Annotated in this window: 25 protein-coding genes; 8 read left to right on the top strand and 17 right to left on the bottom strand. The window is 67.3% G+C overall.

Features of this window, described 5'->3' with window-relative positions:
* Window positions 1-3: 3 nt before the first annotated feature.
* Entirely contained in the window at window positions 4-567 is a 564-nt protein-coding gene (locus RU01_RS16595) for a dihydrofolate reductase family protein (RefSeq protein WP_042575683.1), read from the bottom strand.
* A 140-nt stretch (window positions 568-707) separates the two neighbouring features.
* On the opposite strand from RU01_RS16595, the gene RU01_RS16590 reads away from it, so the two are divergent.
* Together RU01_RS16590 and RU01_RS16585 are read left to right on the top strand one after the other, a co-directional pair.
* Window positions 708-1,328 carry an FKBP-type peptidyl-prolyl cis-trans isomerase gene (locus RU01_RS16590; protein ID WP_156148962.1) on the top strand — a complete coding sequence of 207 codons (621 nt, stop codon included), beginning with the start codon at window positions 708-710 and terminating at the stop codon, window positions 1,326-1,328.
* Window positions 1,329-1,357: 29 nt separating this feature from the next.
* Entirely contained in the window at window positions 1,358-1,525 is a 168-nt protein-coding gene (locus RU01_RS16585) for a helix-hairpin-helix domain-containing protein (protein ID WP_231568751.1), read from the top strand.
* 14 nt (window positions 1,526-1,539) lie between these two features.
* On the opposite strand, the gene RU01_RS16580 is transcribed toward RU01_RS16585, so the two are convergent.
* Window positions 1,540-1,890, bottom strand: coding sequence for a nitroreductase/quinone reductase family protein (locus tag RU01_RS16580; RefSeq protein WP_042575681.1), 351 nt, complete (start codon window positions 1,888-1,890; stop codon window positions 1,540-1,542).
* 159 nt (window positions 1,891-2,049) lie between these two features.
* Between RU01_RS16580 and RU01_RS16575 the strand changes: the two genes are divergently transcribed.
* Both RU01_RS16575 and katG read left to right on the top strand, forming a co-directional pair.
* Window positions 2,050-2,454, top strand: a complete 405-nt coding sequence (locus tag RU01_RS16575; RefSeq protein WP_042575680.1) for a Fur family transcriptional regulator — start codon at window positions 2,050-2,052, stop codon at window positions 2,452-2,454.
* Window positions 2,455-2,545: 91 nt separating this feature from the next.
* Window positions 2,546-4,726 (top strand): catalase/peroxidase HPI, encoded by a 2,181-nt coding sequence (gene katG, locus RU01_RS16570; protein WP_042575679.1) that lies wholly within the window; start codon window positions 2,546-2,548, stop codon window positions 4,724-4,726.
* A 59-nt stretch (window positions 4,727-4,785) separates the two neighbouring features.
* Here the strand turns inward: katG and RU01_RS16565 are convergent, their stop codons facing one another.
* The 4 genes from RU01_RS16565 to RU01_RS16550 all read right to left on the bottom strand — a co-directional run bounded on the left by RU01_RS16565 (window position 4,786) and on the right by RU01_RS16550 (window position 8,624).
* Window positions 4,786-6,111: a lipase family protein gene (locus tag RU01_RS16565; RefSeq protein ID WP_052493327.1), complete on the bottom strand. Its 1,326-nt coding sequence runs from the start codon at window positions 6,109-6,111 to the stop codon at window positions 4,786-4,788.
* 43 nt (window positions 6,112-6,154) lie between these two features.
* Window positions 6,155-7,141 carry an ABC transporter substrate-binding protein gene (locus RU01_RS16560; RefSeq protein WP_042575678.1) on the bottom strand — a complete coding sequence of 329 codons (987 nt, stop codon included), beginning with the start codon at window positions 7,139-7,141 and terminating at the stop codon, window positions 6,155-6,157.
* 63 nt (window positions 7,142-7,204) lie between these two features.
* On the bottom strand, window positions 7,205-8,119 hold the full coding sequence (locus tag RU01_RS16555) for a TIGR03620 family F420-dependent LLM class oxidoreductase (protein WP_042575714.1): 915 nt from the start codon (window positions 8,117-8,119) through the stop codon (window positions 7,205-7,207).
* A 25-nt stretch (window positions 8,120-8,144) separates the two neighbouring features.
* Window positions 8,145-8,624, bottom strand: coding sequence for an SRPBCC family protein (locus RU01_RS16550; protein ID WP_042575677.1), 480 nt, complete (start codon window positions 8,622-8,624; stop codon window positions 8,145-8,147).
* 127 nt (window positions 8,625-8,751) lie between these two features.
* Here RU01_RS16550 and RU01_RS16545 point away from each other — a divergent pair, with 127 nt between their 5' ends.
* Window positions 8,752-9,576, top strand: a complete 825-nt coding sequence (locus RU01_RS16545; protein WP_042575713.1) for an SDR family NAD(P)-dependent oxidoreductase — start codon at window positions 8,752-8,754, stop codon at window positions 9,574-9,576.
* Window positions 9,577-9,585: 9 nt separating this feature from the next.
* On the opposite strand, the gene RU01_RS16540 is transcribed toward RU01_RS16545, so the two are convergent.
* Window positions 9,586-10,299, bottom strand: a complete 714-nt coding sequence (locus tag RU01_RS16540) for a Clp protease N-terminal domain-containing protein (protein ID WP_042575676.1) — start codon at window positions 10,297-10,299, stop codon at window positions 9,586-9,588.
* A 72-nt stretch (window positions 10,300-10,371) separates the two neighbouring features.
* The gene (locus RU01_RS16535; RefSeq protein ID WP_042575675.1) at window positions 10,372-11,901 is read right to left on the bottom strand and encodes a flavin-containing monooxygenase; all 1,530 of its coding nucleotides are present in this window, start codon (window positions 11,899-11,901) and stop codon (window positions 10,372-10,374) included.
* Between the two features lie 48 nt (window positions 11,902-11,949).
* On the opposite strand from RU01_RS16535, the gene RU01_RS16530 reads away from it, so the two are divergent.
* Window positions 11,950-12,996: an AraC family transcriptional regulator gene (locus tag RU01_RS16530; RefSeq protein WP_231568750.1), complete on the top strand. Its 1,047-nt coding sequence runs from the start codon at window positions 11,950-11,952 to the stop codon at window positions 12,994-12,996.
* Here the strand turns inward: RU01_RS16530 and RU01_RS16525 are convergent.
* Both RU01_RS16525 and RU01_RS16520 read right to left on the bottom strand, forming a co-directional pair.
* Entirely contained in the window at window positions 12,989-13,666 is a 678-nt protein-coding gene (locus RU01_RS16525) for an SDR family NAD(P)-dependent oxidoreductase (RefSeq protein WP_042575673.1), read from the bottom strand. The genes RU01_RS16530 and RU01_RS16525 overlap by 8 nt on opposite strands.
* 1 nt (window position 13,667) lies before the next feature.
* On the bottom strand, window positions 13,668-14,543 hold the full coding sequence (locus tag RU01_RS16520) for an LLM class F420-dependent oxidoreductase (protein ID WP_042575672.1): 876 nt from the start codon (window positions 14,541-14,543) through the stop codon (window positions 13,668-13,670).
* Window positions 14,544-14,695: 152 nt separating this feature from the next.
* On the opposite strand from RU01_RS16520, the gene RU01_RS16515 reads away from it, so the two are divergent.
* Together RU01_RS16515 and RU01_RS16510 are read left to right on the top strand one after the other, a co-directional pair.
* Window positions 14,696-15,616, top strand: a complete 921-nt coding sequence (locus tag RU01_RS16515; protein WP_042575671.1) for an NADP-dependent oxidoreductase — start codon at window positions 14,696-14,698, stop codon at window positions 15,614-15,616.
* 66 nt (window positions 15,617-15,682) lie between these two features.
* Window positions 15,683-17,245, top strand: a complete 1,563-nt coding sequence (locus tag RU01_RS16510) for an NAD(P)/FAD-dependent oxidoreductase (protein WP_042575670.1) — start codon at window positions 15,683-15,685, stop codon at window positions 17,243-17,245.
* Here the strand turns inward: RU01_RS16510 and RU01_RS16505 are convergent.
* From RU01_RS16505 to RU01_RS16475, 7 genes are all read right to left on the bottom strand, one after another.
* Window positions 17,191-17,895: an urease accessory protein UreD gene (locus tag RU01_RS16505; RefSeq protein ID WP_331386542.1), complete on the bottom strand. Its 705-nt coding sequence runs from the start codon at window positions 17,893-17,895 to the stop codon at window positions 17,191-17,193. The two genes, RU01_RS16510 and RU01_RS16505, sit on opposite strands and share 55 nt — an antisense overlap.
* 40 nt (window positions 17,896-17,935) lie before the next feature.
* The gene (gene ureG, locus RU01_RS16500) at window positions 17,936-18,616 is read right to left on the bottom strand and encodes an urease accessory protein UreG (RefSeq protein WP_042575668.1); all 681 of its coding nucleotides are present in this window, start codon (window positions 18,614-18,616) and stop codon (window positions 17,936-17,938) included.
* Window positions 18,617-18,642: 26 nt separating this feature from the next.
* Window positions 18,643-19,323 carry an urease accessory UreF family protein gene (locus RU01_RS16495; RefSeq protein WP_082043183.1) on the bottom strand — a complete coding sequence of 227 codons (681 nt, stop codon included), beginning with the start codon at window positions 19,321-19,323 and terminating at the stop codon, window positions 18,643-18,645.
* On the bottom strand, window positions 19,323-21,044 hold the full coding sequence (locus tag RU01_RS16490) for an urease subunit alpha (protein WP_042575667.1): 1,722 nt from the start codon (window positions 21,042-21,044) through the stop codon (window positions 19,323-19,325). The genes RU01_RS16495 and RU01_RS16490 overlap by 1 nt, the downstream gene beginning before the upstream one ends.
* On the bottom strand, window positions 21,044-21,409 hold the full coding sequence (locus tag RU01_RS16485; protein WP_231568749.1) for an urease subunit beta: 366 nt from the start codon (window positions 21,407-21,409) through the stop codon (window positions 21,044-21,046). Before RU01_RS16485 ends, RU01_RS16490 begins: the two co-directional genes overlap by 1 nt.
* Window positions 21,406-21,708, bottom strand: a complete 303-nt coding sequence (locus RU01_RS16480) for an urease subunit gamma (protein ID WP_042575666.1) — start codon at window positions 21,706-21,708, stop codon at window positions 21,406-21,408. Before RU01_RS16480 ends, RU01_RS16485 begins: the two co-directional genes overlap by 4 nt.
* A 108-nt stretch (window positions 21,709-21,816) precedes the next feature.
* Complete coding sequence (locus tag RU01_RS16475; RefSeq protein WP_042575665.1) at window positions 21,817-22,251, bottom strand: PaaI family thioesterase; 435 nt, start codon at window positions 22,249-22,251, stop codon at window positions 21,817-21,819.
* Between the last annotated feature and the right edge of the window lie 115 nt (window positions 22,252-22,366).

Genomic DNA, 22,366 nt, shown 5'->3' with positions numbered 1-22,366 from the left:
CGATCAGTTGCGTACATCGAAGACCTGCTTCTGTATCCCGTTGCCGTAGACCTCGTGCTCGACCAGTGTCAGCAGTGTCGCATCCTTGTCCGCGTCGCTGAACAGGCGCTTGCCTGCACCGAGCAGCAACGGAAACACCAGCAGGTGGTACCGATCGACCAACCCGGCATCGGCCAATGCCCGTCCCAGGGTCGCGCTCCCGTGCACGATGATCGGTCCGCCGTCGGCTTCCTTCAACGCGGCCACGTCGTCGACCGACCGCAGAACCGTTGCGGGCCAACGCGAGTCGTCCCCGTCGAGGGTCGTCGAGACCACGTACCGCGGCATCGCGTTGTACCCGGCGAAGTCCTCCATCATCGGCCACACCGGCGCGAACGCCTCATACGACCGTCGACCGAGCAACAGTGCGGTGGACTCCCCTTGCTCACGACCCTTGATCTCGTACGCAGCCGGGTCGAACTCGACATCGTTGAAGGTCCAGCCCGCGTTGCGGTAGCCGGCCTCTCCACCGGGCGCCTCCATCACGCCGTCGAGCGAGACGAACGCGGTGACGATCAGTGTGCGCATCGGTGAACTCCTTCCGGTTGGTCTCCGTGGACGCCGTTCGGCCCCACGAACACAATGACCTATGGACCCCGGGAAAGTCATCGCTCGACCCGGTCACCGCTGCACTCGCCCGGGCGGTCGAGTAGTCGGACGGCTGTAGCGTGTCGTGCGTGAACTCTTCTCGCACTCTCGGTGTCCTGCTGGCCTCGTCCGCGTCTCTCGTCCTGGTTCTGTCCGGATGCAGTTCCGATGCGGACACGACGTCTGCCGGCACCTCGACCACCGCGTCGTCCGGCTCCGGATCATCGTCGACCGCCGCTGCGGAGTCGTGCCCCACCGCCGCGCCCGAGTCGGGTGCTGCCGCCGAGTGGACGCTCGACGGGGACACCGGCAGCATCGCGGTGACCGGATCCACCGACGACGCCGCTCCCCTGGTCACCGTGCAGGCCCCGTTCGGTGTGGCCGAGACACAGGTGAAGACGCTGCAGGCCGGCGACGGCCCTGTCGTCGCGGCGGATGCCACCGTCTCCGTCTGCTACATGGGCGTGAACGGACGCGACGGATCCACCTTCGACAGCAGCTACGAGCGCGGTGCCCCCGTCGAATTCCCCCTCGACGGTGTCGTGGCCGGTTTCCAGAAGGCCATCGCCGGTCAGACCGTGGGATCCACGATCGGCGTCGCGGTGACCTCCGCAGACGGCTACCCCAACGGTCAGCCGCGCGCCGGCATCGAGGCCGGCGATTCGCTGATCTTCGCGATCAAGGTCCTCGGCGTCAGCTGATGGAGGTCCACCCGGTCGACCGTGGTCCCGTGTTCGACGGTGTCCGCATCGGTCGGCCGGCGGTGGGCGCTTTGATCGACGCGGGCTATTGCACGGTGAGCGACCTGCCGACAGATCTTGCCGAGTTGCGAGCACTTCACGGGGTGGGTCCCGCGGCGATCAGGAAACTGGAAGGCGCACGCGGCCAACCGACGTGACGGTTCCTAGGCAGTCACGACGACGTCGTCGCGAGGTCGATGGTGACCCGCACCCCACCCTTCTCGGAGACCGTCGCCACTGCCGTTCCCTGATGCTTTCTGCCGGCGATGTCCACGGTGACCGGAGCGCCGTCCGGGTGGAAGTTGCGCCACCACGACTTCTGGCTCGGTGCGGCGACCATCACCGTGACCGTCGATCCGGACTTCCGATACGACACCGGCAACGAGATGGTCTTGCCCGAGCGTCGACCTACATAGGTCAGCGTGGCGAGCCCGCGGCCGAGGACGGACGAGAGCACCGGCAGGCCCATCAGGGGCCTGACGATCGTGTTGGCAGCGTTGGCGACGGTCTGGAATGCGGTCATCTTCGGTCCCCCTGCGAGCGATGGATGTCGCCTCGCATCATGCCTGTGCCACGGCACCACGACACGCCGTTCGGCCGGTGTTCGCGCCCCGTTTCCTGACTCATTCCAGATAAGTCGTGCATACTGGTCGACGTGAGCCCATCGTCGAACTACCCGGAGATGCTGCGTGGTGCCGCGCTCCGAGTCACCCGCCCTCGTCTGGCGGTGCTCGACGCGGTGCACGAACACCCGCACGCCGATACCGACACGGTCTACGGAGCCGTTCGGGCCACCCTGCCCGACGTGTCCCGCCAGGCCGTGTACGACGTGCTCCATGCCCTCACCTCCGCGGGACTGGTCCGGCGTATCCAGCCGTCCGGTTCGGTGTCGCGGTACGAGAGCAGAATCGGCGACAATCACCACCATGTCGTGTGCCGCGCGTGCGGCACCATCGCCGATGTGGAATGCGCCGTCGGCGAGGCTCCGTGCCTCACTCCGTCGGAGGCCCATGGTTTCGTCGTCGACGAAGCCGAGGTCATCTACTGGGGCGTGTGCGAGAACTGCTCCACCAGCGTCAGCCCCTGATCTCGTGGCGCGAAGGCGCCCGAGATCAGTTCAATCATCTTCTCTTGGAGGGAAACTCGTGTCCGAGGACCACACAACACGCGAAAAAGAGATGAACCAGGACCAGCCGCAGGACGCGTCCGGCGGCTGCCCTGTCATGCACGACAAGATGCCGATGCCGGTCGAGGGTGGCACCAACCACGAGTGGTGGCCCAAGGCACTGAACCTCAAGATCCTCAAGAAGAACCCCGCCGTCGGTGATCCGATGGGCGCCGACTACGACTACGCGGCCGAGTTCAATTCGCTCGATCTCGCCGAGGTCAAGCGCGACATCGAAGCCGTCATGACGAACTCGCAGCCTTGGTGGCCCGCGGACTTCGGCCACTACGGCCCCTTCTTCATCCGCATGGCGTGGCACGCGGCCGGCACGTACCGCAAGCAGGACGGACGCGGCGGCGCCGGAGCCGGCATGCAGCGTTTCGCACCTCTGAACAGCTGGCCGGACAACGCCAGCCTCGACAAGGCCCGTCGCCTGATCTGGCCCGTGAAGCAGAAGTACGGCCGCAAGCTCTCCTGGGCCGACCTCATCGTGCTCACCGGCAACGTCGCCATCGAGTCCATGGGACTGCCGACCTACGGCTACGCCGGCGGTCGCGTCGACGCCTGGGAGCCGGACGAGGACGTCTACTGGGGCCCCGAGCAGACCTGGCTGGGTGACGAGCGCTACAACGGTGATCGCACGAGCCTCGAGAACCCGCTGGCCGCTGTGCAGATGGGTCTGATCTACGTCAATCCCGAAGGCCCGAACGGCAACCCGGATCCCGTGCAGTCCGCACTGGACATCCGCGAGACCTTCGGCCGCATGGCCATGAACGACGTCGAGACCGCAGCACTGGCCGTCGGCGGACACACCTTCGGCAAGACCCACGGTGCAGCCGACCCCGATGCGCACATCGGAGCCGAGCCCGAGGGCGCCCCGATCGAGCAGATGGGCCTCGGCTGGAAGAACAGCTTCCAGAGCGGTGTCGGCGCGGACGCGATCACGAGTGGCCTCGAGGTCATCTGGACCCCGACCCCGACGCAGTGGGACAACACCTTCCTCGAGACCCTCTACGGCTTCGAGTGGGAGCTCTACAAGAGCCCCGGCGGCGCACACCAGTGGCGTCCGAAGAACGGAGAGGGCGCGGACCTGGTTCCGGATCCCGCGGACCCGACGAAGCGTCGCCACCCGTCGATGCTGACCTCGGATATCGCGATGCGCGTCGACCCGATCTACGAGCAGATCACCCGTCGCTGGCTCGACCACCCGGAGGAGCTCGCGGAAGAGTTCCAGAAGGCGTGGTTCAAGCTGACCCACCGCGACATGGGACCGGTCAGCCGGTACCTCGGACCCGAGGTGCCGTCGGAGACCCTGCTGTGGCAGGACCCGATCCCGGCCGTCGACCACGAACTGATCGGTGACGCACAGATCGCCGAGCTCAAGTCCGCGATCCTCGATTCCGGGCTGAGCACCGAGCAGCTCATCTCGACCGCGTGGGCCGCAGCATCGTCCTTCCGCGTCAGCGACAAGCGCGGCGGTGCCAACGGCGGTCGCCTGCGCCTGCAGCCGCAGGCCGGCTGGGAGGTCAACGAGCCCGACGAGTTGGCACAGGTCATCCGCGTGCTCGAGGGCATCCAGGAGTCGTTCTCCGGAACGGTCTCGTTCGCCGACCTCGTCGTCCTCGGCGGCGTCGCGGCACTCGAGAAGGCATCGGGCGTCAGCGTTCCGTTCACCCCGGGCCGCATGGACACCACGCAGGAGCAGACGGACGTCGATTCGTTCTCCGACCTCGAGCTGAAGGCCGACGGCTTCCGTAACTTCCTCGGCAAGGGCCAGAAGCTGCCGGCGGAGTACTCCCTCGTCGACCGGGCGAACCTGTTGTCGCTCAGCGCACCCGAGCTGACCGTCCTCGTCGGTGGTCTGCGTGTCCTCGGCGCCAACTACCAGAACTCGTCGCACGGCGTTCTGACCGACAAGGTCGGCACACTGTCCAACGACTTCTTCGTGAACCTCCTCGACATGGGCACCGAGTGGGTTCCCACGTCCGAGGACGGCATCTACGAGGCCAAGGATGCTGCCACCGGTGAGACGAAGTGGACCGGCACCCGTAACGACCTGGTGTTCGGCTCGAACTCCGAACTCCGTGCCATCGCCGAGGTGTACGCCTGCGACGATGCGAAGGACAAGTTCGTCCAGGACTTCGTCGCCGCGTGGGACAAGGTCATGATGCTGGATCGCTTCGAACTGGCCTGATCTCTCTTCTGACCATCACCACCCCCGCATCGGTTCCTCGGTGCGGGGGTGGTGTCGTCTCAGCGACGAGAGCGGCGGGTCGAGATAGGCAGACCGACGAGCGCTCTCGCTGCGGACCCGGCGAGCGCGAGATACCCCGCCGCGCTGCGCAGCGACCAGGCGACCGACCACACCGTCGTGGTCGACTGCTCCCCCGTCGGCCGTCCGGCGAACCGGTCGTCGAGCCAGCGAAGCGTCAACGGCACCGACAGTGGCAGCAAGGTGATGTGTTCGCTGGTCCGGTCGCGGATGTACTGCACGGAGGCACCCGCATCGCGGTACCGCGTCACCTGACCGTCGACGTCGTCCACCGCGATGATCTGATCGTGCGTCGCCTGCAGGACGAGGAGCGGGAACCCGGGAGCCGAACGCCCGGGTTGGATTTCCTCGAAGATCGTCACCATCTCGGGTTTCGCCATGACGTCGGCGATGGGGATGGTCGCGTAGCGATCCAGGTCGAACCCGCGCAGCGCGATGATCGCCTGCATCGTCGTCATCTTGTTCGTCGACGCGAGCAGCTCGAGGCCCTCGTCGTTCACGAATTCCTGCATCACCGCGTCGAGGTCGGGATACGTCAGCCGCAACCCCTCGATGACGAGGGCAGGTAGCGCCGCGTAGCGGGTTGCGTTGAGGCGGAAGAATGCCGATGCCGGGTCACCCACCGGTGACCCGAGGACCGCTCCGACCACGTCGAGTTCCGGGGCATGCTCGTCGACCGCCTCGGCGGCCCACGAGGAGGCCAGTCCACCACCGGAGTAGCCCCAGAGGCCGACGGGCGTGGAGGTGTCGAGGCCCAGTTCGTCGAACGACACGGCAGCCCGGACGGCATCGAGGGTGCAGTAACCGGGCTCGAGAGGAGCGCCCCAATGACCCTCCGCACCTTCGTGATCGGGGATGCTCACGGCCCACCCCAGGCGTAGCGCGTGCAGCACAAGCAGGAATTCGTACTGCGGCACCGAGCCGCGCGCGTGCGATCCCAGACGCAGTGCGTAGGACGGGAACGACCGGCCCGATACCGCGTCGATGGCGCACTGGTATGACAACAACGGACGGCGCGCATCCGGGCGAGCACCGGCCGGCAGCAGCACGGTGGTGACGCCGACACGGGGGTGCCGCTCGAGGTCCTGCGTGCGGTAGAGCAACTGCCACGCCTGCAGACGTTGGCGCACTCGGCCGAACACCCCGATGCGCACGGGACGCGACCGCAGGAGATCACCGCAGGCGGCGTTCTCGAAGCCTTCGGGAGGGAGGTAGAACGGGTCCCGCTCCGGCGTCGTGACGGGACCCTCCGACCAGTGCTCGGTCTCGGGCGGATCCACGTCCCGCTGGTGCTGTTCGATACTCATGCCTACGGTTACCCCTGTCGTCGGGTCACACTAACCCGTGCGCTCAGCCCTCCACCGTGCCGACTCGGGTCGACGGGTCGTCGTCGGATGCGCGGGAGAGCACCGGAACCAGTGCATCCACGGCGTACGGGAGGCTCAGCGGGCTCGCGAAGCCGAGTGCAGCGGGTACCGGTGTGCCGAACTCACCGACGTACACCGTCCGGTCGTCCTTCACGACGTTCAGGCTCTGCAGCAACGCGTTGCCCGCGACATCCTCGGGTGTGACACCGAGGAGGACGAGTGTCTGCTGATCGAGCAGGTCGTAGCGCTCGGCGCTGACGAGTCCGGTGGTCTCCGGAGTGGTGAATCCGAGGTCGGTGAAGAAGCGGTTGCGGGGATCTCCGCTGTCGAGGATGTAGAACGTGCCGTCGAGGTACAGAGCGACCGCGGCGGTGCGACCCTCGAACGACGGGTTCTGCGCGGTGGCGTCGGAGAACTTCGCGTCCACCTCCGTGCGCACGGTGTCCGCCTCGGCGGTCTTGCCGAGCGCAGTTCCGTAGGCCGCCAGCTGATCCCGCCACGACGGCGTCTCCGACCCGTCCGAACCGGCGATATCGCCCACCGTGGTCGCGATCCGACCGAGCTGCTGGTACTCCGGCTCCTCGAGGTACGCGTAGGTGGCCATGATCAGGTCCGGTTCGGCCGCCGCCACGCCTTCGACGTCGAGTGTGTCGCTGCCGACCTCGGTGATGGTGTTGCCGGCCAGTTGATCCTGCGCCCACGGGCGGGTCGCGTAGTCGTACCCGGAGAAACCGCGTGTGGCGACGGGCGTGACGCCCAGCGAGAGCGCAAAGTCCTGATCGTTGTACCCGGCGGTCACCAGGCGCTCCGGCGCGGCGTCGACCGTCACGGTGCCGAACTTGTCGGTGATCTGCGCCGGGAAGGCACCGTTCGACTCCGTCGGTGCGGAGTCGGTGTCCGACGAGCTGCACGCCGCCGTGCCGAGAAGTAGAACCGTGGCCGCGACGGACACACCGACGGAGACGCGCATGAGACACCCTTCGAGAGATCAGATCGTTTGAAGTAAGGCTAACCTCAGAGGCGCTGCGCCCGTCTACCGACCCAACCCGAGTGCACCCGCGAGCCGCGCCCAGTCCCCGACCGGTGGAACGTCCATCCGGGCGCCGAGCACCTGGACCACCACGCTCGTCGCGCCGGCGTCGATGTGCTCCTGGACGCGTCGAGTGGTGGCCTCGAGGCCCCGCGTGACCATGGCATCGGCAAGCTTCGCGCTCCCGCCTCGGACGAAGTCGTCCTGCCCGAAACCCAGTCGCTCCCAGTTGTTCCGGTAGTTGGGAAGTCCCGTGTAGATGTTCAGATGGGCGTGAGCCCGTTCGCTCCACACCGACTCGTCCGAGTCCGCGGCCGGGTCCACCACGGCGGCCTGTTCGACCACGAGTTCCGGACGGTGCTCGCTGTCGCCCGCATCGAGGATCTCGCGCGCCATCGACGTGTGCTCCGGTGTCACGAGGTACGGATGAGCGCCTGCGGTGCGATCCCGCGACAGCTCGATCATCTTCGGACCGAGGGCCGCGAGCAGCCGCGGCGGGTTCTGCTCCTCCCCCGCCACCGCGGCCGGTGCAGCGTCCAGAGCGTCGAGGTACTCCCTCATCGCTGCAACAGGTTTCGCGTAGAGATGCCCGCGCATACGTTCGACGAGGGGTGCGTGGGAGACACCGAGACCCAGGACGAAGCGGCCGCCCGACACGGCGTGCAGGGTCCGCGCGGCGGACGCCGTCGCGACGGCATCACGGGCGTAGATGCTGGCGATACCGGTTCCGACCACCAGCGAGGACGTGGCGCCGAGGTAGAGCTGAGCCGCGGTGAGTGCTTCACGCCCGTACGCCTCACCGAACCAGAGCGAGTGCCACCCCTGCTGTTCGACCTGCCTCACCACGTCCGTGACGTCGGTGACGGGCACGCCGTCGAGAGTTCCCGTCCAGAGGCCGATGGTCGCGTCGGAAGTCATGTTCACCAGTGTGCACGCGGCGGGGTCAGACCCGGTCGACCGACTGCCTGAGCCTGTCGAGTGTCGCCGCGATGTTCGCGGTGTTGGCGGTGGCACGATCACGGACGCCCGTGGCCAGCCCGCCGATGCCCACGAACCATCCCGGACGTCGATCCCACATCCGCTCCGTGACCACGGTTCCGTCCGACGACTGCTCCACGTCGTATCGCCAGTGCGCGATCGGGATGGAGACAGGTCCGTACGCGACGTCGAAGGCGAACGCGCGCCCCGGATCGGCGTCGGTCACGGTGCACGTCGTCGACCACCGGTGCAGGCCGTTGCGGTTACTCCCGACGAACGTCGCACCGACTCCCGCCGACGAGCCGCTCGTCCAGCGCATCGTGTGGGCCTCGTCGGCGAAGTCGGCGAGACGGTCCAGGTCCGTGACGGCGGCGTACACGGTGTCGGCGTCGGCGCGCACCGTGACGGTTCCCGACGCGAGAGCGGGTGTGGAAGGTTCGGTCACCGCGCCACCGTATCGAGGCCGCCACCGGAGAATGCCGTTTCCGACGTGGTGTCGTACAGAGTCAAGAAGGACCGGCCTGCGTCGTGCAGAGTCGACTGCACACCGTCACCTACTTCCAGGAGTGTTCATGCCGTCCCTCCCCCCCTTCCGTTTCCCGGGCGCCACCGCGCTCGTCACCGGCGCAGCCAGTGGAATGGGCGAACAGATGGCGTACGAACTCGCCCGCCGCGGAACCGATCTCATCCTTCTCGACAGGGACGCCGAGCGTCTCGCGGATGTCGCGCAGGCCATCGGTACGGCCTCCCCCGCCCGGTCCATCGACACCGTGGTCGCCGATCTGTCCGATCTGGACCGTCTGGGTATCGCCATCGACGGCATCGTCGAGCGGCACGAGCGCATCGATCTGCTGATCAACAATGCCGGCATCGCCTTCGGCGGGTCGTTCGAGCAGCTGTCGGCCAAGGATTTCGATACGGTGATGGACATCAACTTCCGTGCGCCGGTGGACATCACACGTCGACTGCTTCCCACGTTGCGTCGCTCGCCCGGCTCGCACATCGTCAACGTGTCCAGCCTGTTCGGGATCGTGGCCCCTCCCGGCCAGTCGGCGTACTCCTCGAGCAAGTTCGCCATCCGCGGCTTCACGGAGTGCCTGCGCCACGAACTCGCTCCGAACATCGGCGTCACGTCCGTGCATCCCGGCGGCATCAAGACCCGGATCGCCGAGACCGCCGGATCGGCCGCCGGTGCCACCGACAAGGAGATCGCGGCGGGCAAGGCCACCTTCGCGAAGCTGCTCACCTACCCGGCAGACAAGGCCGCTCTACGCATCCTCGACGGTGTGGAGAAGCGCAAGGGCCGCGTCCTGATCGCGGCGAGCGCGCACTCCGTCGACATCCTCGCGCGACTGTTCCCGGCGACCTACTTCTCGGTCATGCGCCGCGCCATGTAGCAGCGTCACTCACGACAAGGCCAGGGCCTCCGCCAGATCGGCGTCGACCCTGGCCTTGTTCGCGCCCAGGCCGTGCAACAGCCCGGAGCCGTTTTCGTGTTCGAGCAGCGCGAGAAGGATGTGTTCGGTCCCCACGTAGTCGTGGCCCAGCCGGAGCGCCTCCCGGAACGTCAACTCCAGCGCCTTCGCGGCGTCCTGATCGAACGGGATCAGGGCAGGTAGATCGGCAGCGACAGGGCTCGGTTCGGTGCCCACGGCACTCCGCAGATCGTCGACCGAGATGGACTGCTTCCCCAGCAGTTGCACGCCGAACGAGTCCGGCTCGGCCAGCATGCCCAGAACGAGGTGCCCCGGCGTGATGGTGGCGGATCTGCGGTCCCTCGCCTCTGTCTGCGCCGAGACGACGACGTTGCGAGCGCGCGTCGTGAATCGGGAGAAGCCCTGGCTCGCGTTCAGCGGTTCCTCCGAGCGAGGCTTGGCCACGAACTTCTTCTGGGCGGCCTGCTTACTGACGCCCATACTGCGGCCGATCTCCGTCCACGATGCACCCGACCGACGGGCCTGGTCGACGAAGTGGCCGATGAGGTGGTCGGCCACGTCCCCGAGGTGATCGGCGACGACCATCGCACCGCTGAGCTGGCTCAGTGCGTCGTCGTTCGACCGTGAGATCGCTTCGATGAGGTCGTCGAGTCGAACGTTCGTGATTGCTGTCTTGTCCGTCATGCGTCAACCCTAAGTTGACGAACCCCGACCGTCAACACATGATTGACGGGCGGGGTTCGCACCGACGGGACGTCAGCGAACGTTCGCCACCTTCCGCACAGCGCTGCGCGCCGTGCCCTTCAACGTCTTGCTCATGTCGCCGCGGAGCGTCGACATCGAGTCGAGAATGTAGTTCTGACGGACCAACCAGGGACCGTGGTCACCCTGGCGGGGGAACTCGTCGATGGATCGCTGCACGTACCCCGACTGCAGATCGAGCAGGGGACGTTCCTCGAGGGGGCCCCGAGGTGACGGCACCACCGAGGCGAGATCGTTCTTGTCCATGTACTCGAGCACGCGGCAGACGAGACGCGATGTCAGGTCGGCCCGCAGGGTCCACGACGCGTTGGTGTAGCCGATGCAGATGGCGAAGTTGGGAACGCCGGTCATCATGGCGCCCTGCCAGACGAACTGCTTCGACAGGTCGACGGCCACCCCGTCGACGTGCGGCGTGATTCCGCCGAATGCCAGGAGCTGCAGTCCCGTTGCGGTGATGATGACGTCCGCGGGCAACGTCTTTCCGGACTTCAGGCGGATGCCGTCCGGGAGGACAGTGTCGATGTGATCGGTGACGACCGAGGCCTTGCCCTTCTTCATCGCCTTGAAGAGGTCCGCGTCCGGGATGGCGCACAGGCGCTGATCCCACGGGTTGTATTCCGGCGTGAAGTGTTCCGCGACCAGCTTCTCGTCACCGAGGATCTTGGTGGAGAACTTGGTCAGCAGCGCGCGCGCGGACTCGGGCCGGCGGCGGCAGAACTGGTAGAAGCCGGTGCTGAACAGAATGTTCTTCGTGCGAATGACGCTGTGCGCCATGCCCGCGGGGAGGTACTTGCGAATCCTGTCGGCCAGCTTGTCCCTACCGGGCACCGCGCTGATCCAGGTGGGCGAGCGCTGCAGCATCGTCACATGGTTCGCCGTGCGCGACATGGAGGGCACGAGAGTGACTGCAGTGGCACCACTTCCGATCACGACGACGTTCTTGCCCGCGTAGTCCAGATCCTCCGGCCAGAACTGCGGATGGACCGTGGTTCCGGCGAACGTGTCGAGGCCGGCAATGTCGGGGTTGTACCCCTTGTCGTAGTCGTAATATCCGGCGCAGCAGTACAGGAAGCCGCACGTCATCTGCGTGGTGGAGGTGCCGGACTCGTCGGTGACCTGCAGCGTGAGAGTCCACGTCGCATCGGCCGTGCTGTAGTCGGCGTCGACGACCTTCGTGCCGTACCGGATACGACGGTCGATACCGAACTCGGCGGCGGTCTCCTTGATGTAGTCCAGGATCGTCTCGCCGTCGGCGATGGACTTCTCCGCGCGCCACGGCTTGAACTGGTAACCCAACGTGTACATGTCGGAATCCGAGCGCACCCCCGGGTAGCGGAACAGATCCCACGTGCCGCCCATGCTGGTTCGCGCCTCGAGAATCGCCCAGGTCTTGTCGGGATGCTCCGTCGACAAGCGGTAGCCCGCGCCGATTCCGGACAGTCCTGCCCCGACGACGACCACGTCGACGTGCTCGAGGGTCGAATCGGTGAACGACGGATCGAGATGATCGGCTGTGGATGTCATACGACCAGTCTCCCGACTCCGACGCGACATTACTTGACTCTGGACGACATGTCCTTGATTCTTGGCGACATGCCCGCTATTCGATCCGCCGGTTTGAGAGGCTTCCGCGCCACGGTGGCCGAACTGGGGGGCGACGCGGAGAGCTACGCGGTCGCCGCCGGACTTCCCGTTGCCGCGCTGGACGCGGACGACCTCCTGGTCGAGGACGTCGCCATGGCCGGCGTGCTCGAGATCGCGGCCGCGGAACTCGACTGCCCCGATCTCGGACTCCGCATCGCCCGCCGACAGGACCTCGGCATGCTCGGCCCGCTCGCATTGGCGATCCAGAACTCGGCGACCGTGGGTGAGGCCCTCGAGTGCACGGAGCACTACCTCTTCATCCATGCCCAGTCGCTGTCTCTGCATCCCGAGCGTGACCCCTACGGAACACCGGGAATCGTCGGATTGAGGTACGGCACCAGGCCCGGCATCATCGCACCGATCCAGGGCACCGACATGGGTCTGGGATTCCTGCACCGGGCCACCATCGCGCTGGTCGGTGGTCCGTACGGTCTGAGGTCCGTCGAGCTCCCCTACGTCCCCGTCGCTCCGGTGTCGGTGTACGAGAACTTCTTCGGCGTCGCCGTCCGGACCGGCCGACCGGCCGCCATCCTGCGGGTGCCGGCATCCCTGATGAACCGGCCCATGCACGGCGGCGACTCCAACCTGCACCGGTTGGCGCTCGCGTTCCTGGCGAGACAGGGCGCCGGACCGACGACCGACGTCACTCCGCGGGTCCGGACCATCCTGCAGCAGTCACTCGGGACCACTCCCCCGCACATCGACCACGCAGCGCGCCTTCTCAGCCTGCATCCACGCACGTTGCAACGCCGATTGTCCGGCGAGAACACCACGTTCGCGGCGATCGTCGACCAGGTCCGGCGCGAGGAGTCGCTCCGCTACCTGACGACGACATCGCTGCCCATGAGTCAGATCGCCGCCGCCGTCGGACTGTCCGAGCAGTCGACGTTCACCCGCGCGTGTCGCCGATGGTGGGACCTCACTCCCACCGACGTCCGTCGCCACGGTCCGGGCGACGGCCGACGCCTCAGCTGAAAGCGCTGGACGGAAGCTCTTTCTCGTCGTCCACGATGGCAGCGACGATGCGCGCGGCGACGTCGTCCGGATCGAGTCCCGTCGGCATCGACGGCGCCGTGCCGGAGATCGCACGCGTCGCCAGTCCGGTCTCGGTGTGGGGCGGACGGGCATCGACCACCCGCACCTTGCGTCGACGCGCCTCGGGTCGTACCGCCTCGACGAATGCGCTGATACCGGCCTTCGCCGCGCAGTAGGCCGCCATCCCGCCGACAGGCTTCTCGGCGATGACCCCACTGATGCTGAGGATGACGCCCCCGGCCTCGACGCGGGTCAGGGCGGACCGCACGAGGCGCAGCGGCGCCAACAGGTCGACGAGCAACAGGTCGTCCACGGTGTCGTCGTCCACCTCCGCTGCCGGCCCGAACGCCACGACTCCCGACGCGATCACGACTCCGTCGAGGTGGCCGACGTGCGACGTCGCCTGCACGACGAGGTCTTCCGGTGCACCGGGGTGGGCCAGGTCTGCTGCCACGACGTGCGCCCCGTCCACGCCGAGCGCGGACAGCGCGTCCTCCGACCGTCCCGAGATCGTCACGGTCGCACCCGCGTCGACGAGACGCGCGGTGATCCGCGAGCCGAGAGCACCCGAGGCGCCCGTGACCAGGAAATGCTTACCGGCGAGTTCCATGTCAGACGCCCATCTCGGAGAGCGAGCCGACGGTCGCCGCGGTGGCCGACCGCGTCCAGGCGACGGGATCCTGCCCCTGCGGGCTCACACACACCGTGTCGACGCCCAGGGCGGCGAATCCTTCCATCTCACGGAGGAACCCGGCACCGTCCGCGACCGGATCGAGCGAGGTGATGATGGTCTTCTCGATATCCGCGTAGAGGCGTCCCTCGCGCTCGCAGTGACCGCGCAGGACGTCGAGCTTGTGGGCGACGGTGTCCTGGTCGGGCGCGAAAAGGTTGCAGAGTGAGCCGTACCGCGCGACGAAGGCCAGCGTCTTCTTCTCCCCGGACCCGCCGATCATGATGGGCGGCTCGGGGCGCTGCAGCGGTTTCGGCTCACAGATCGTCTCGGCCAACGAGTAGTGCTGTCCGTCGAACGGACCGTCGTCGTCGCTCCACATCTGCTTGCAGATCCGCACGGCCTCCTCGAGCCGCTCGAATCGCTCGGCCATGGAGGGGAACGGGACACCCAGCCCCTTGTGCTCGCGTTCGTACCAGGCTGCGCCGATACCCAGCATCGCCCGACCCCCGGACAGGACGTCGAGCGTCGTGACGGTCTTGGCCAGCAGACCCGGATGGCGGTAGGTCACGCCGGTGACCAGCAGGCCCAGCCTGATGCGCTCGGTCCGTCCCGCGAGGAACCCCAACGAGGTGTAGCCCTCGAGCATCGGGTCCTGCGCGGTGGCGAGGTTCTCCATCTGGAACCAGTGATCCATCAGCGTGAACAGGGTGCACCCCCCGTCCTCCGCGGCGCGTGCGCTGTCCGAGAGCAGTCCGGCCGTCGCGGCGGCCCCGCCCGGAAGGGTGAAGTACGGATAATGAACGGCCAACTGCACGATGGGGTCTCCTCGTTCGTCTCTCGCAACGGATCTGCTGCTACTTCGTCCCTGCGTACGGTTCCGGACCGTCGGAAGTCACGGCGAGGGAACATTCGGGATCGTCGCGCGTTGTTCGGAGTGTGAATGAATCGGCTCCGACTCGGACAGTAGTGGCAACGGCTTTCGGCGGCCCGGAGGTCGTCGAGATACGTGAGGTGGACCTGGGCGAACCCGGCGACGGCATGGTTCTCGTCGAGGTACGGGCGGCCGGGGTGAACCCCATCGACTACAAGCTCTACAGCGGCGCGTTCGGCACCGACTCCAGTCGCCTTCCGATGCCGCTGGGTGCCGAAGCATCCGGTGTCGTGCTGGCCGTCGGAGCGAATGCAGACGGCCCTGCGGGTCCCGTGTCGGTCGGAGACGAGGTCATCGTTCTCGCCGACGGCGCGTATGCCGAGCGCATCATCGCCCCGGCGGGCTCGGTCCTGCCCAAGCCCGCTTCTCTCGATTGGGCCGAGGCGGCGTCGTATCTCCTCACGGCTGCCACCGCCTGGGACATCGTCGAACTGTCCGGCGTCGGCGAGGGCGACTGCGTGCTGATCCATGGCGCGTCCGGGTCCGTGGGCTCACAGGCGGTCCAACTCGCCGTCCATCGCGGTGCGCAGGTGATCGGTACCGCGAGTCCTCGCAATCTGGACGCGGTGCGTGCACTCGGCGCCGTGGCCGTTCCCTACGGCGACGGTCTGCTCGACCGTGTCCGGACCGCCGCACCGGACGGAGTCGACGTGGCGCTGGACACCGTCGGAACCGACGAGGCGGTGGACGTGTCGCTGGCCCTGGTCGAGGACCGCACCAGGATCGTCACCATCGCGGCATTCGGACGGGCCGCGGACGAAGGTTTCCCGTCCGTGGGCGGGGGGAACGCGGAGAGCGCAGCCCGTCGTGAACGTGCCCGCCTGACGTTGCTCGACCTCGCGGGGTCCGTGGTCACCGTGACGATCGCCGCGAAGTACCCGTTGGACGAGGCTGCGAGGGCTCATCGCGAACTGGGCACGAATCACCCGCGCGGAAAGTACGTTCTCGAACCCTGACCGGCAGGTCGGGCCGCAGCAGACTACCGTTGTCCCCGAGAACACAGACATTTTAGGAGTGGACACATGAGCGTCGAGACGAACGAGAAGAAGCGTCACCGCGTCGTCGTCATCGGTTCCGGATTCGGTGGCCTCTTCGGCACGCAGGCCCTCAAGCGAGCCGATGTGGACGTCACGCTCATCGCGCGTACCACCCACCACCTGTTCCAGCCGTTGCTGTACCAGGTTGCCACCGGCATCCTGTCCGTCGGCGAGATCGCCCCCGCAACCCGCGTCATCCTGCGCAAGCAGAAGAACGCCGAGGTGTTGATGGGTGACGTCGAGACCATCGATCTGACGAACAAGACGGTCACGTCGCGCCTGCTCGAGCGTGAGACGGTGACGCACTTCGACAGCCTGATCGTCGCGGCCGGTGCCCAGCAGTCGTACTTCGGCAACGATCACTTCGCCGAGTTCGCGCCGGGTATGAAGACCATCGACGATGCCCTCGAGCTGCGTGGACGGATCCTCGGCGCGTTCGAGCAGGCCGAGCTGTCGACGGACCCTGCGGAGCGCGAGCGTCTGATGACGTTCGTCGTCGTCGGCGCAGGCCCCACCGGTGTCGAGCTGGCCGGCCAGATATCGGAGCTGGCCAACCGCACCCTCGACGGAGCGTTCCGCAACATCGATGCCAGGGACGCCAAGGTCGTCCTGCTCGACGCTGCGCCCGCCGTTCTGCCGCCGATGGGCAAGAAGCTCGGCGAGAAGGCAGCCAAGCGCCTCGAGAAGCTGGGCGTCGACATCCAGCTCAACGCTATGGTGACCGGCGTCGACAACGACGGTCTGACCGTCAAGGAGAAGGACGGCACCGAGCGTCGCATCGAGGCCCAGTGCAAGGTGTGGTCGGCCGGCGTGCAGGCCAGCCCCCTCGGCAAGCAGCTCGCCGACCAGTCCGACGGCACCGAGGTGGACCGAGCCGGACGTGTCGTCGTCGAGCCCGATCTGACCATCAAGGGCCACCCCGAGGTCTTCGTCGTCGGCGACATGATGTCGGTGAAGGACGTTCCCGGCATGGCGCAGGGCGCCATCCAGGGTGCGAAGTACGCCGTGAAGCAGATCAAGGCGTCGCTCGACGGACAGAGCCCGGCCGAGCGCAAGCCGTTCTCGTACTTCGACAAGGGCTCGATGGCCACCGTGTCGCGTTTCAGCGCGGTGTGCAAGGTCGGCAAGCTCGAGTTCGGTGGCTTCATCGCATGGGTCGCGTGGCTCGGCCTGCACCTCTTCTACCAGGTGGGATACCGCAACCGCTTGACGACGGTCATCTCGTGGTTCGTGACCTTCCTGGGTCGCGGTCGCGCGCAGATGGCGTCGACCGAGCAGCAGGTGTTCGCCCGTCTCGCGATCGAGCAGTTGCACACTCTCGAGAAGGAGAACCGCGTCGAGGGCATCTCCATCCCGACGCGCACGGTCGAGGCGACCAGCAAGGCCGCCGACCGCGAGTCCGGCGTCACGGTGGACGCCGAGGGTCGGCAGAAGCAGCAGGACAGCACCGAGAAGCGTGCCGCGTCGGGTGCGTCCCCCACGGCGGAGGAACGTCAGGGAGCAGAACCGTCCTCGGCGGAGTCCGCAGGAGCCAAGCGCGCAGGCTGAACGACCGGTAGCCGATGGCCGAGCCAGGTGGAGAGAGTTCCACCGCCGGCCATCGGCATCGTCGTGTCCAGGGCCGATCGCACATCACCGGTGGCGTCCGGCAAGGCCGTCGAGGGCCACGTGAGAGTGCTCATCGCCGCCATCGGGGCGAACAGGGCGTCGTGACCGTCGGCTCCCGGCCCGAGGTCCAGCCGGTGACGGAGCACCGGCGTCGTACCGGTATCGACGTCGAACGTTCCCGTCCATCGCCCGAGGTGTTCGCCGGTGCGGCCGAGCTGCACGCGCTCGCGAACCACTGCCCGCGACCCCGTCCCGAGGTGCAGACCGACCGTCGAGTGATGCTCGGCCGACCCCGCGACGATGGTCGGCTCCGGGTCGAAGACCAGGTCCCCACCGTCGTGCACCTCGAGAGACCACCGCGCGTGTGAGACGTCGGTGATGCGTCCAGGGAGGGCCACCGACGCGGCGACGGTGCAGACCTCGAGTCGGGCACCCGCCTCTACGACGATGCGAACCTCGATCGTGTCCCCACCGAGAGGTGTTGCGGCAGAGCCGATCAGATGCACCCGATGCGCTCCTGTCCGCCGGACCGCCAACCCACCGCGGGCCTCGATCCGCGGCGTGCGGGCACGCGACGCCACGATGGTCACGACGGACTGCAACGCCCCGCGGCCGACCGGGGCCGTCAGCTCAGACAGCGACGGCGGCGAGCTGATCTCGCACCCACCTCAGCACGTCGGTCGCGGCCGGATCCTCCGTCAGTGAGATCAACGCGGTCGGCCGCCCTTCGCGCACTCGGACAGCGTCGTTCTCCATGACCGTGAGATCCGCTCCCACCATCGGAGCCAGATCCGTCTTGTTGATGACCAGCAGATCCGAGTACGTCACCCCCGGACCGCCCTTGCGGGGCACCTTGTCGCCGCCGGCCACGTCCACCACGAAGATCTGGACGTCGATGAGTCCGGACGAGAACGTCGCGGTGAGGTTGTCGCCACCCGACTCGACGAGGATGAGATCCAGCGGCGGGTTCGCCTCGATCAAATCGTCGATGGCGTCGAGGTTCGCCGTGATGTCGTCGCGGATAGCGGTGTGCGGGCATCCCCCGGTCTGCACGGCCGTGATGCGCTGGTCGGGCAGCACCGCGTGACGACGGAGGAAGTCGGCGTCCTCCGTGGTGTAGATGTCGTTGGTCAGCACCGCGAGAGACAGCTCGTCCCGCAGTTGTCGGCACAGAGCAGCGACGAGCGCCGTCTTGCCGGATCCCACGGGGCCGCCGATGCCGACCCGCAGAGCCTCGCCGGGTGTGCGAGAACGCTTCGGGCGGTCCAGGTCGTGCGTGTGCGGTTCCCCGTCGATGAGATGCGGAGGCATCGTGAAGGCTCCTTCGGTGTTGTCGGTCAGGACGCGAACAGTGGTCGTTCACGCTGTACGTGGCGTTCGCCCAGGAAGTCGAGCAGCGGGTCGGACAGGTTCTCCAGTCGAGGGAGGCCGGCGGTGACCGAGTCGGCGATGCGGTCGCACTCGCTCGCGAGGCCGATCGTGCAGGCCGCCACGGCACCGGGGTCGAGAGCCAGGAGCCGCTGCGCGGCGATCGCCGCGCCGGTCATCGCGGTGTAGATCTGAACGGACGCGGTCTCCGACGGGGTGGACCCGGTGAGCGCACCGACGACACCGGAGACGACCGGAAGATGCGGACGACGACCGAGCGTCGACCAGTCGTGATCGGGCCACACGGTCTCGGCGAGTCGGCGCAGTCCCCGTCCCTGGGACCGAGAGGCCGCGCGCGCGGCGGGAGACGGTGTGCGAGCGTCCGTCTCGTGATCGGCGTCGACCGGGGACAGGATGCCCGCGCAGACGGCCGCCGCGAGGGACGCCGCGACCGCACCACTGATTCTCATCCGACGACGCAGATACGCGTCGAGAGTCACCACGTCGCGCACGAGGCCTTCCGTGATCGCTTCCTCCACTCCACCGGAGTGCACGTGACCCCCGATGGGCAACCGGGAGTCGGCGAGGGTGAAGAGCATCGCGAGCCCGGACGGTGCAGACAGTGATGTCCTCGGATCCAGTGTCGTCATCAGAACAGGAAGTACCGCTGCGCCATCGGCAGTTCGGTCGCCGGCTGCTCGGTCCACACGTCGCCATCGATACGCACGGTGAACGTGTCGGGATCCACCTCGATGCGCGGCACCGCGTCGTTGTTCACCATCTGCGCTTTGCCGATGCCGCGGACGTTGCCCACGGGCACCAGACGGCGGGAGACGTCGAGCCGGTTCGCGAGACCGTCCTCGAGTGCCTGCGGCGCAACGAAGTGCACGGACGTGGCCGCCGCGGCTTTCGGTGTCGCACCGAACATGGGCCGAGGGAGCTCGGGCTGAGGTGTGGGAATGGACGCGTTCGCGTCGCCCATCGTCGCCCAGGCAATCATGCCGCCCTTGATCACCATGTGCGGACGGACACCGAAGAATGCCGGTTCCCACAACACCAGGTCGGCCAGCTTGCCGGGTTCGATCGAACCGACCTCGGCATCGAGACCGTGCGCCACGGCGGGGCAGATCGTGTACTTGGCGACGTACCGCATGGCGCGGTTGTTGTCCGCACGGTAGTCGCCGGCGAGGAAGCCGCGGCGCTTCTTCATCACGTGCGCGGTCTGCCACGTCCGCAGGACGACCTCCCCGATCCGGCCCATGGCCTGGGAATCGCTCCCGATCATCGAGATCGCTCCCATGTCGTGCAGCAGGTCCTCGGCGGCGATCGTCGACGGTCGGATCCGACTTTCCGCGAACGCGAGATCCTCCGGAATCGACGGACTGAGGTGGTGGCACACCATCAGCATGTCGAGGTGCTCGTCGAGAGTGTTGACCGTGTGCGGCCGAGTGGGATTGGTGGAGCTGGGGAGTACGTGGGGCTGCGAGGCGACGGTGATGATGTCGGGTGCGTGACCGCCTCCGGCTCCCTCCGTGTGATAGGAGTGGATTCCTCGACCGGCGATCGCACCGAGCGTGTCCTCGACGAAGCCGGCCTCGTTGAGGGTGTCCGAGTGGAGTGCGGCCTGAACGCCCGCTTGATCGCACACCGTCAGGCAGGCGTCGATGGCGGCGGGTGTCGATCCCCAGTCCTCGTGCAGCTTGAAACCCGATGCGCCGGCGCGCAACTGCTCCCACATCGCATCGGGTGAGACCGTGTTGCCCTTGCCCAGCAGCGCCACGTTCATCGGCCATCCGTCGAGAGCCTCGAGCATGCGTGCGAGGTGCCATGCGCCCGGAGTGACCGTGGTGGCCTTAGTCCCCTCGGCGGGACCGGTGCCGCCGGCGATGATCGTGGTGATGCCTCCGCCGAGCGCTTCCTCCATCAACTGCGGTGCGATCAGGTGCACATGGCAGTCGATGGCTCCGGCGGTGAGAATCCTGCCGTTGCCGGCGATGATCTCGGTGGAGGGTCCGATGACGAGGTCCGGATGCACCCCGGACATCGTGTCGGGGTTGCCCGCCTTGCCCAGCGCGACGATACGGCCGTCGCGGATACCGACGTCGGCCTTGATGATTCCCCAGTGGTCGAGCACGACCACGCCCGTGATGATCGTGTCCGGCGCGCCGTCGGCACGGGTGGCGCGGGACTGACCCATCGACTCGCGGATCACCTTGCCGCCGCCGAAGACGGCTTCGTCACCGGCGAGACCCGGCCCGCCGCAACGGTCCTCGGTGATCTCGACGACGAGATCGGTGTCCGCCAACCGGATTCGATCGCCGGTGGTGGGCCCGTAGAGCTGCGCGTACCGCGATCGGTCGAGAAAGGACATCAGAGTCCGCCCGTCGTCTCGACCGCATCCAGACGACCGGGAGGCGTCAGCGAGATTCCGTACACCTCACGGGATCCGCCGATGTCGACGGCGGTCACGCGATGCGCGATACCCGGTTCGAAACGCACAGCCGTTCCCGCAGGGATGTCGAGCCGCTTGCCGTGTGCCGCTTCACGGTCGAACGTCAAGGCGGCGTTCGACTGCGGCAAGTGCACGTGGCTGCCGACCTGTACGGGACGGTCGCCGTCGTTGACCACGTCCAGCGTGACGGTTGCCCGGCCGGCGTTGAGTTCGATCACACCGTCCTCGACGAGGATCTCGCCCGGAACGATTCTGCCGTCATCCATGCGCTCGGCGCCCTTCATGAAATGGGATCGTGGACGGTGATGAGCTTGGTGCCGTCGGGAAAGGTCGCCTCGACCTGCACCTCGGGCAGCATCTCCGGGATGCCGTCCATGACGTCCTCCCGGGTGAGCACCTCGCGTCCCGACGACATCAGTTCGGCGACGGTCCGCCCGTCACGTGCACCTTCGAGGAGGTGATCGGTGATGACGGCGATCGCTTCGGGGTGATTGAGCCGCAGACCGCGCTGACGTCGCCGACGCGCGAGTTCGGCGGCGTAACTGAGCAGCAGTCGCTCCTGCTCGTGCGGCGACAGTCTCATGCCTCGACCCTGCTCACTGGTGTGACGTCCTTTCGGGAATGCGACTGCGGCTCCGCAATGCTGGCACGCGGCGGGGCATCGTGCACGGCAGGCGGGAATCGCCCGGTTTCAGGCTCCGCCGATGGCCGCGGTGTCCTCGATGTTCTGCAGCCGCACCTGACCTCGCGCGATCAGCCGGTCCGACTCGTCGGTGATCGTGACCGTCCAGATCTGCTGAGTGCGTCCGCGGTGCACCGGAACCGCTTCCGCGGTCAGGACTCCGGCGCGAGCTGCGCGGATGAAGTCGGTGGTGTTGTTCACTCCCACCACGTGGCCGCGGCCCCCGAGCCACAATGCTGCAGCGGTGCTGGCGACGGACTCGATGACGGAACAGTGCACTCCCCCGTGCACGATGCCGAACGGCTGCAACAGCTCGTCGCGGACAGTCCACCGCGCGGTGACGCGATCGGGTTCGAGATCGTGGAACTCGAGACCGATGAGCTTGCCGAAACCGGTGTCGAGCTGCGCTCTCATGTCGTCCAGGGACGTCGTGGGTTCGGTCATCGGGAGACTCCTCGTGGCTGCCGGGATGGAAGTCCCAGTGAACCAACAGGGTCGGACCGAAAAGTCGGCGGGCCTCGCAGTGGTGTGCGAGGCCCGCCGGGGCACGGATGCCGGT

This window comes from Rhodococcus sp. MEB064 (genome assembly GCF_000834565.1).
Lineage (GTDB): Bacteria > Actinomycetota > Actinomycetes > Mycobacteriales > Mycobacteriaceae > Rhodococcoides.
The sequence above is the reverse complement of the archived record's forward strand: the minus strand, read 5'-3'. Positions and strand labels throughout refer to the sequence as shown.

Excerpts from the sequence above, each read along its gene's own strand:
- RU01_RS16565 (WP_052493327.1), bottom strand. The coding sequence starts at position 6,111 with ATGAGTATCGAACAGCACCAGCGGGACGTGGATCCGCCCGAGACCGAG.
- RU01_RS16595 (WP_042575683.1), bottom strand. The coding sequence starts at position 567 with ATGCGCACACTGATCGTCACCGCGTTCGTCTCGCTCGACGGCGTGATG.
- RU01_RS16525 (WP_042575673.1), bottom strand. The coding sequence starts at position 13,666 with ATGGAACTCGCCGGTAAGCATTTCCTGGTCACGGGCGCCTCGGGTGCT.
- RU01_RS16480 (WP_042575666.1), bottom strand. The coding sequence starts at position 21,708 with ATGAGACTGTCGCCGCACGAGCAGGAGCGACTGCTGCTCAGTTACGCC.
- RU01_RS16535 (WP_042575675.1), bottom strand. The coding sequence starts at position 11,901 with ATGACATCCACAGCCGATCATCTCGATCCGTCGTTCACCGATTCGACC.
- katG (WP_042575679.1), top strand. The coding sequence starts at position 2,546 with ATGAACCAGGACCAGCCGCAGGACGCGTCCGGCGGCTGCCCTGTCATG.
- RU01_RS16580 (WP_042575681.1), bottom strand. The coding sequence starts at position 1,890 with ATGACCGCATTCCAGACCGTCGCCAACGCTGCCAACACGATCGTCAGG.
- RU01_RS16575 (WP_042575680.1), top strand. The coding sequence starts at position 2,050 with ATGCTGCGTGGTGCCGCGCTCCGAGTCACCCGCCCTCGTCTGGCGGTG.
- ureG (WP_042575668.1), bottom strand. The coding sequence starts at position 18,616 with ATGCCTCCGCATCTCATCGACGGGGAACCGCACACGCACGACCTGGAC.
- RU01_RS16485 (WP_231568749.1), bottom strand. The coding sequence starts at position 21,409 with ATGAAGGGCGCCGAGCGCATGGATGACGGCAGAATCGTTCCGGGCGAG.
- RU01_RS16540 (WP_042575676.1), bottom strand. The coding sequence starts at position 10,299 with ATGACGGACAAGACAGCAATCACGAACGTTCGACTCGACGACCTCATC.
- RU01_RS16495 (WP_082043183.1), bottom strand. The coding sequence starts at position 19,323 with ATGACGACACTGGATCCGAGGACATCACTGTCTGCACCGTCCGGGCTC.
- RU01_RS16510 (WP_042575670.1), top strand. The coding sequence starts at position 15,683 with ATGAGCGTCGAGACGAACGAGAAGAAGCGTCACCGCGTCGTCGTCATC.
- RU01_RS16475 (WP_042575665.1), bottom strand. The coding sequence starts at position 22,251 with ATGACCGAACCCACGACGTCCCTGGACGACATGAGAGCGCAGCTCGAC.
- RU01_RS16490 (WP_042575667.1), bottom strand. The coding sequence starts at position 21,044 with ATGTCCTTTCTCGACCGATCGCGGTACGCGCAGCTCTACGGGCCCACC.
- RU01_RS16560 (WP_042575678.1), bottom strand. The coding sequence starts at position 7,141 with ATGCGCGTCTCCGTCGGTGTGTCCGTCGCGGCCACGGTTCTACTTCTC.
- RU01_RS16545 (WP_042575713.1), top strand. The coding sequence starts at position 8,752 with ATGCCGTCCCTCCCCCCCTTCCGTTTCCCGGGCGCCACCGCGCTCGTC.
- RU01_RS16555 (WP_042575714.1), bottom strand. The coding sequence starts at position 8,119 with ATGACTTCCGACGCGACCATCGGCCTCTGGACGGGAACTCTCGACGGC.
- RU01_RS16530 (WP_231568750.1), top strand. The coding sequence starts at position 11,950 with ATGTCCTTGATTCTTGGCGACATGCCCGCTATTCGATCCGCCGGTTTG.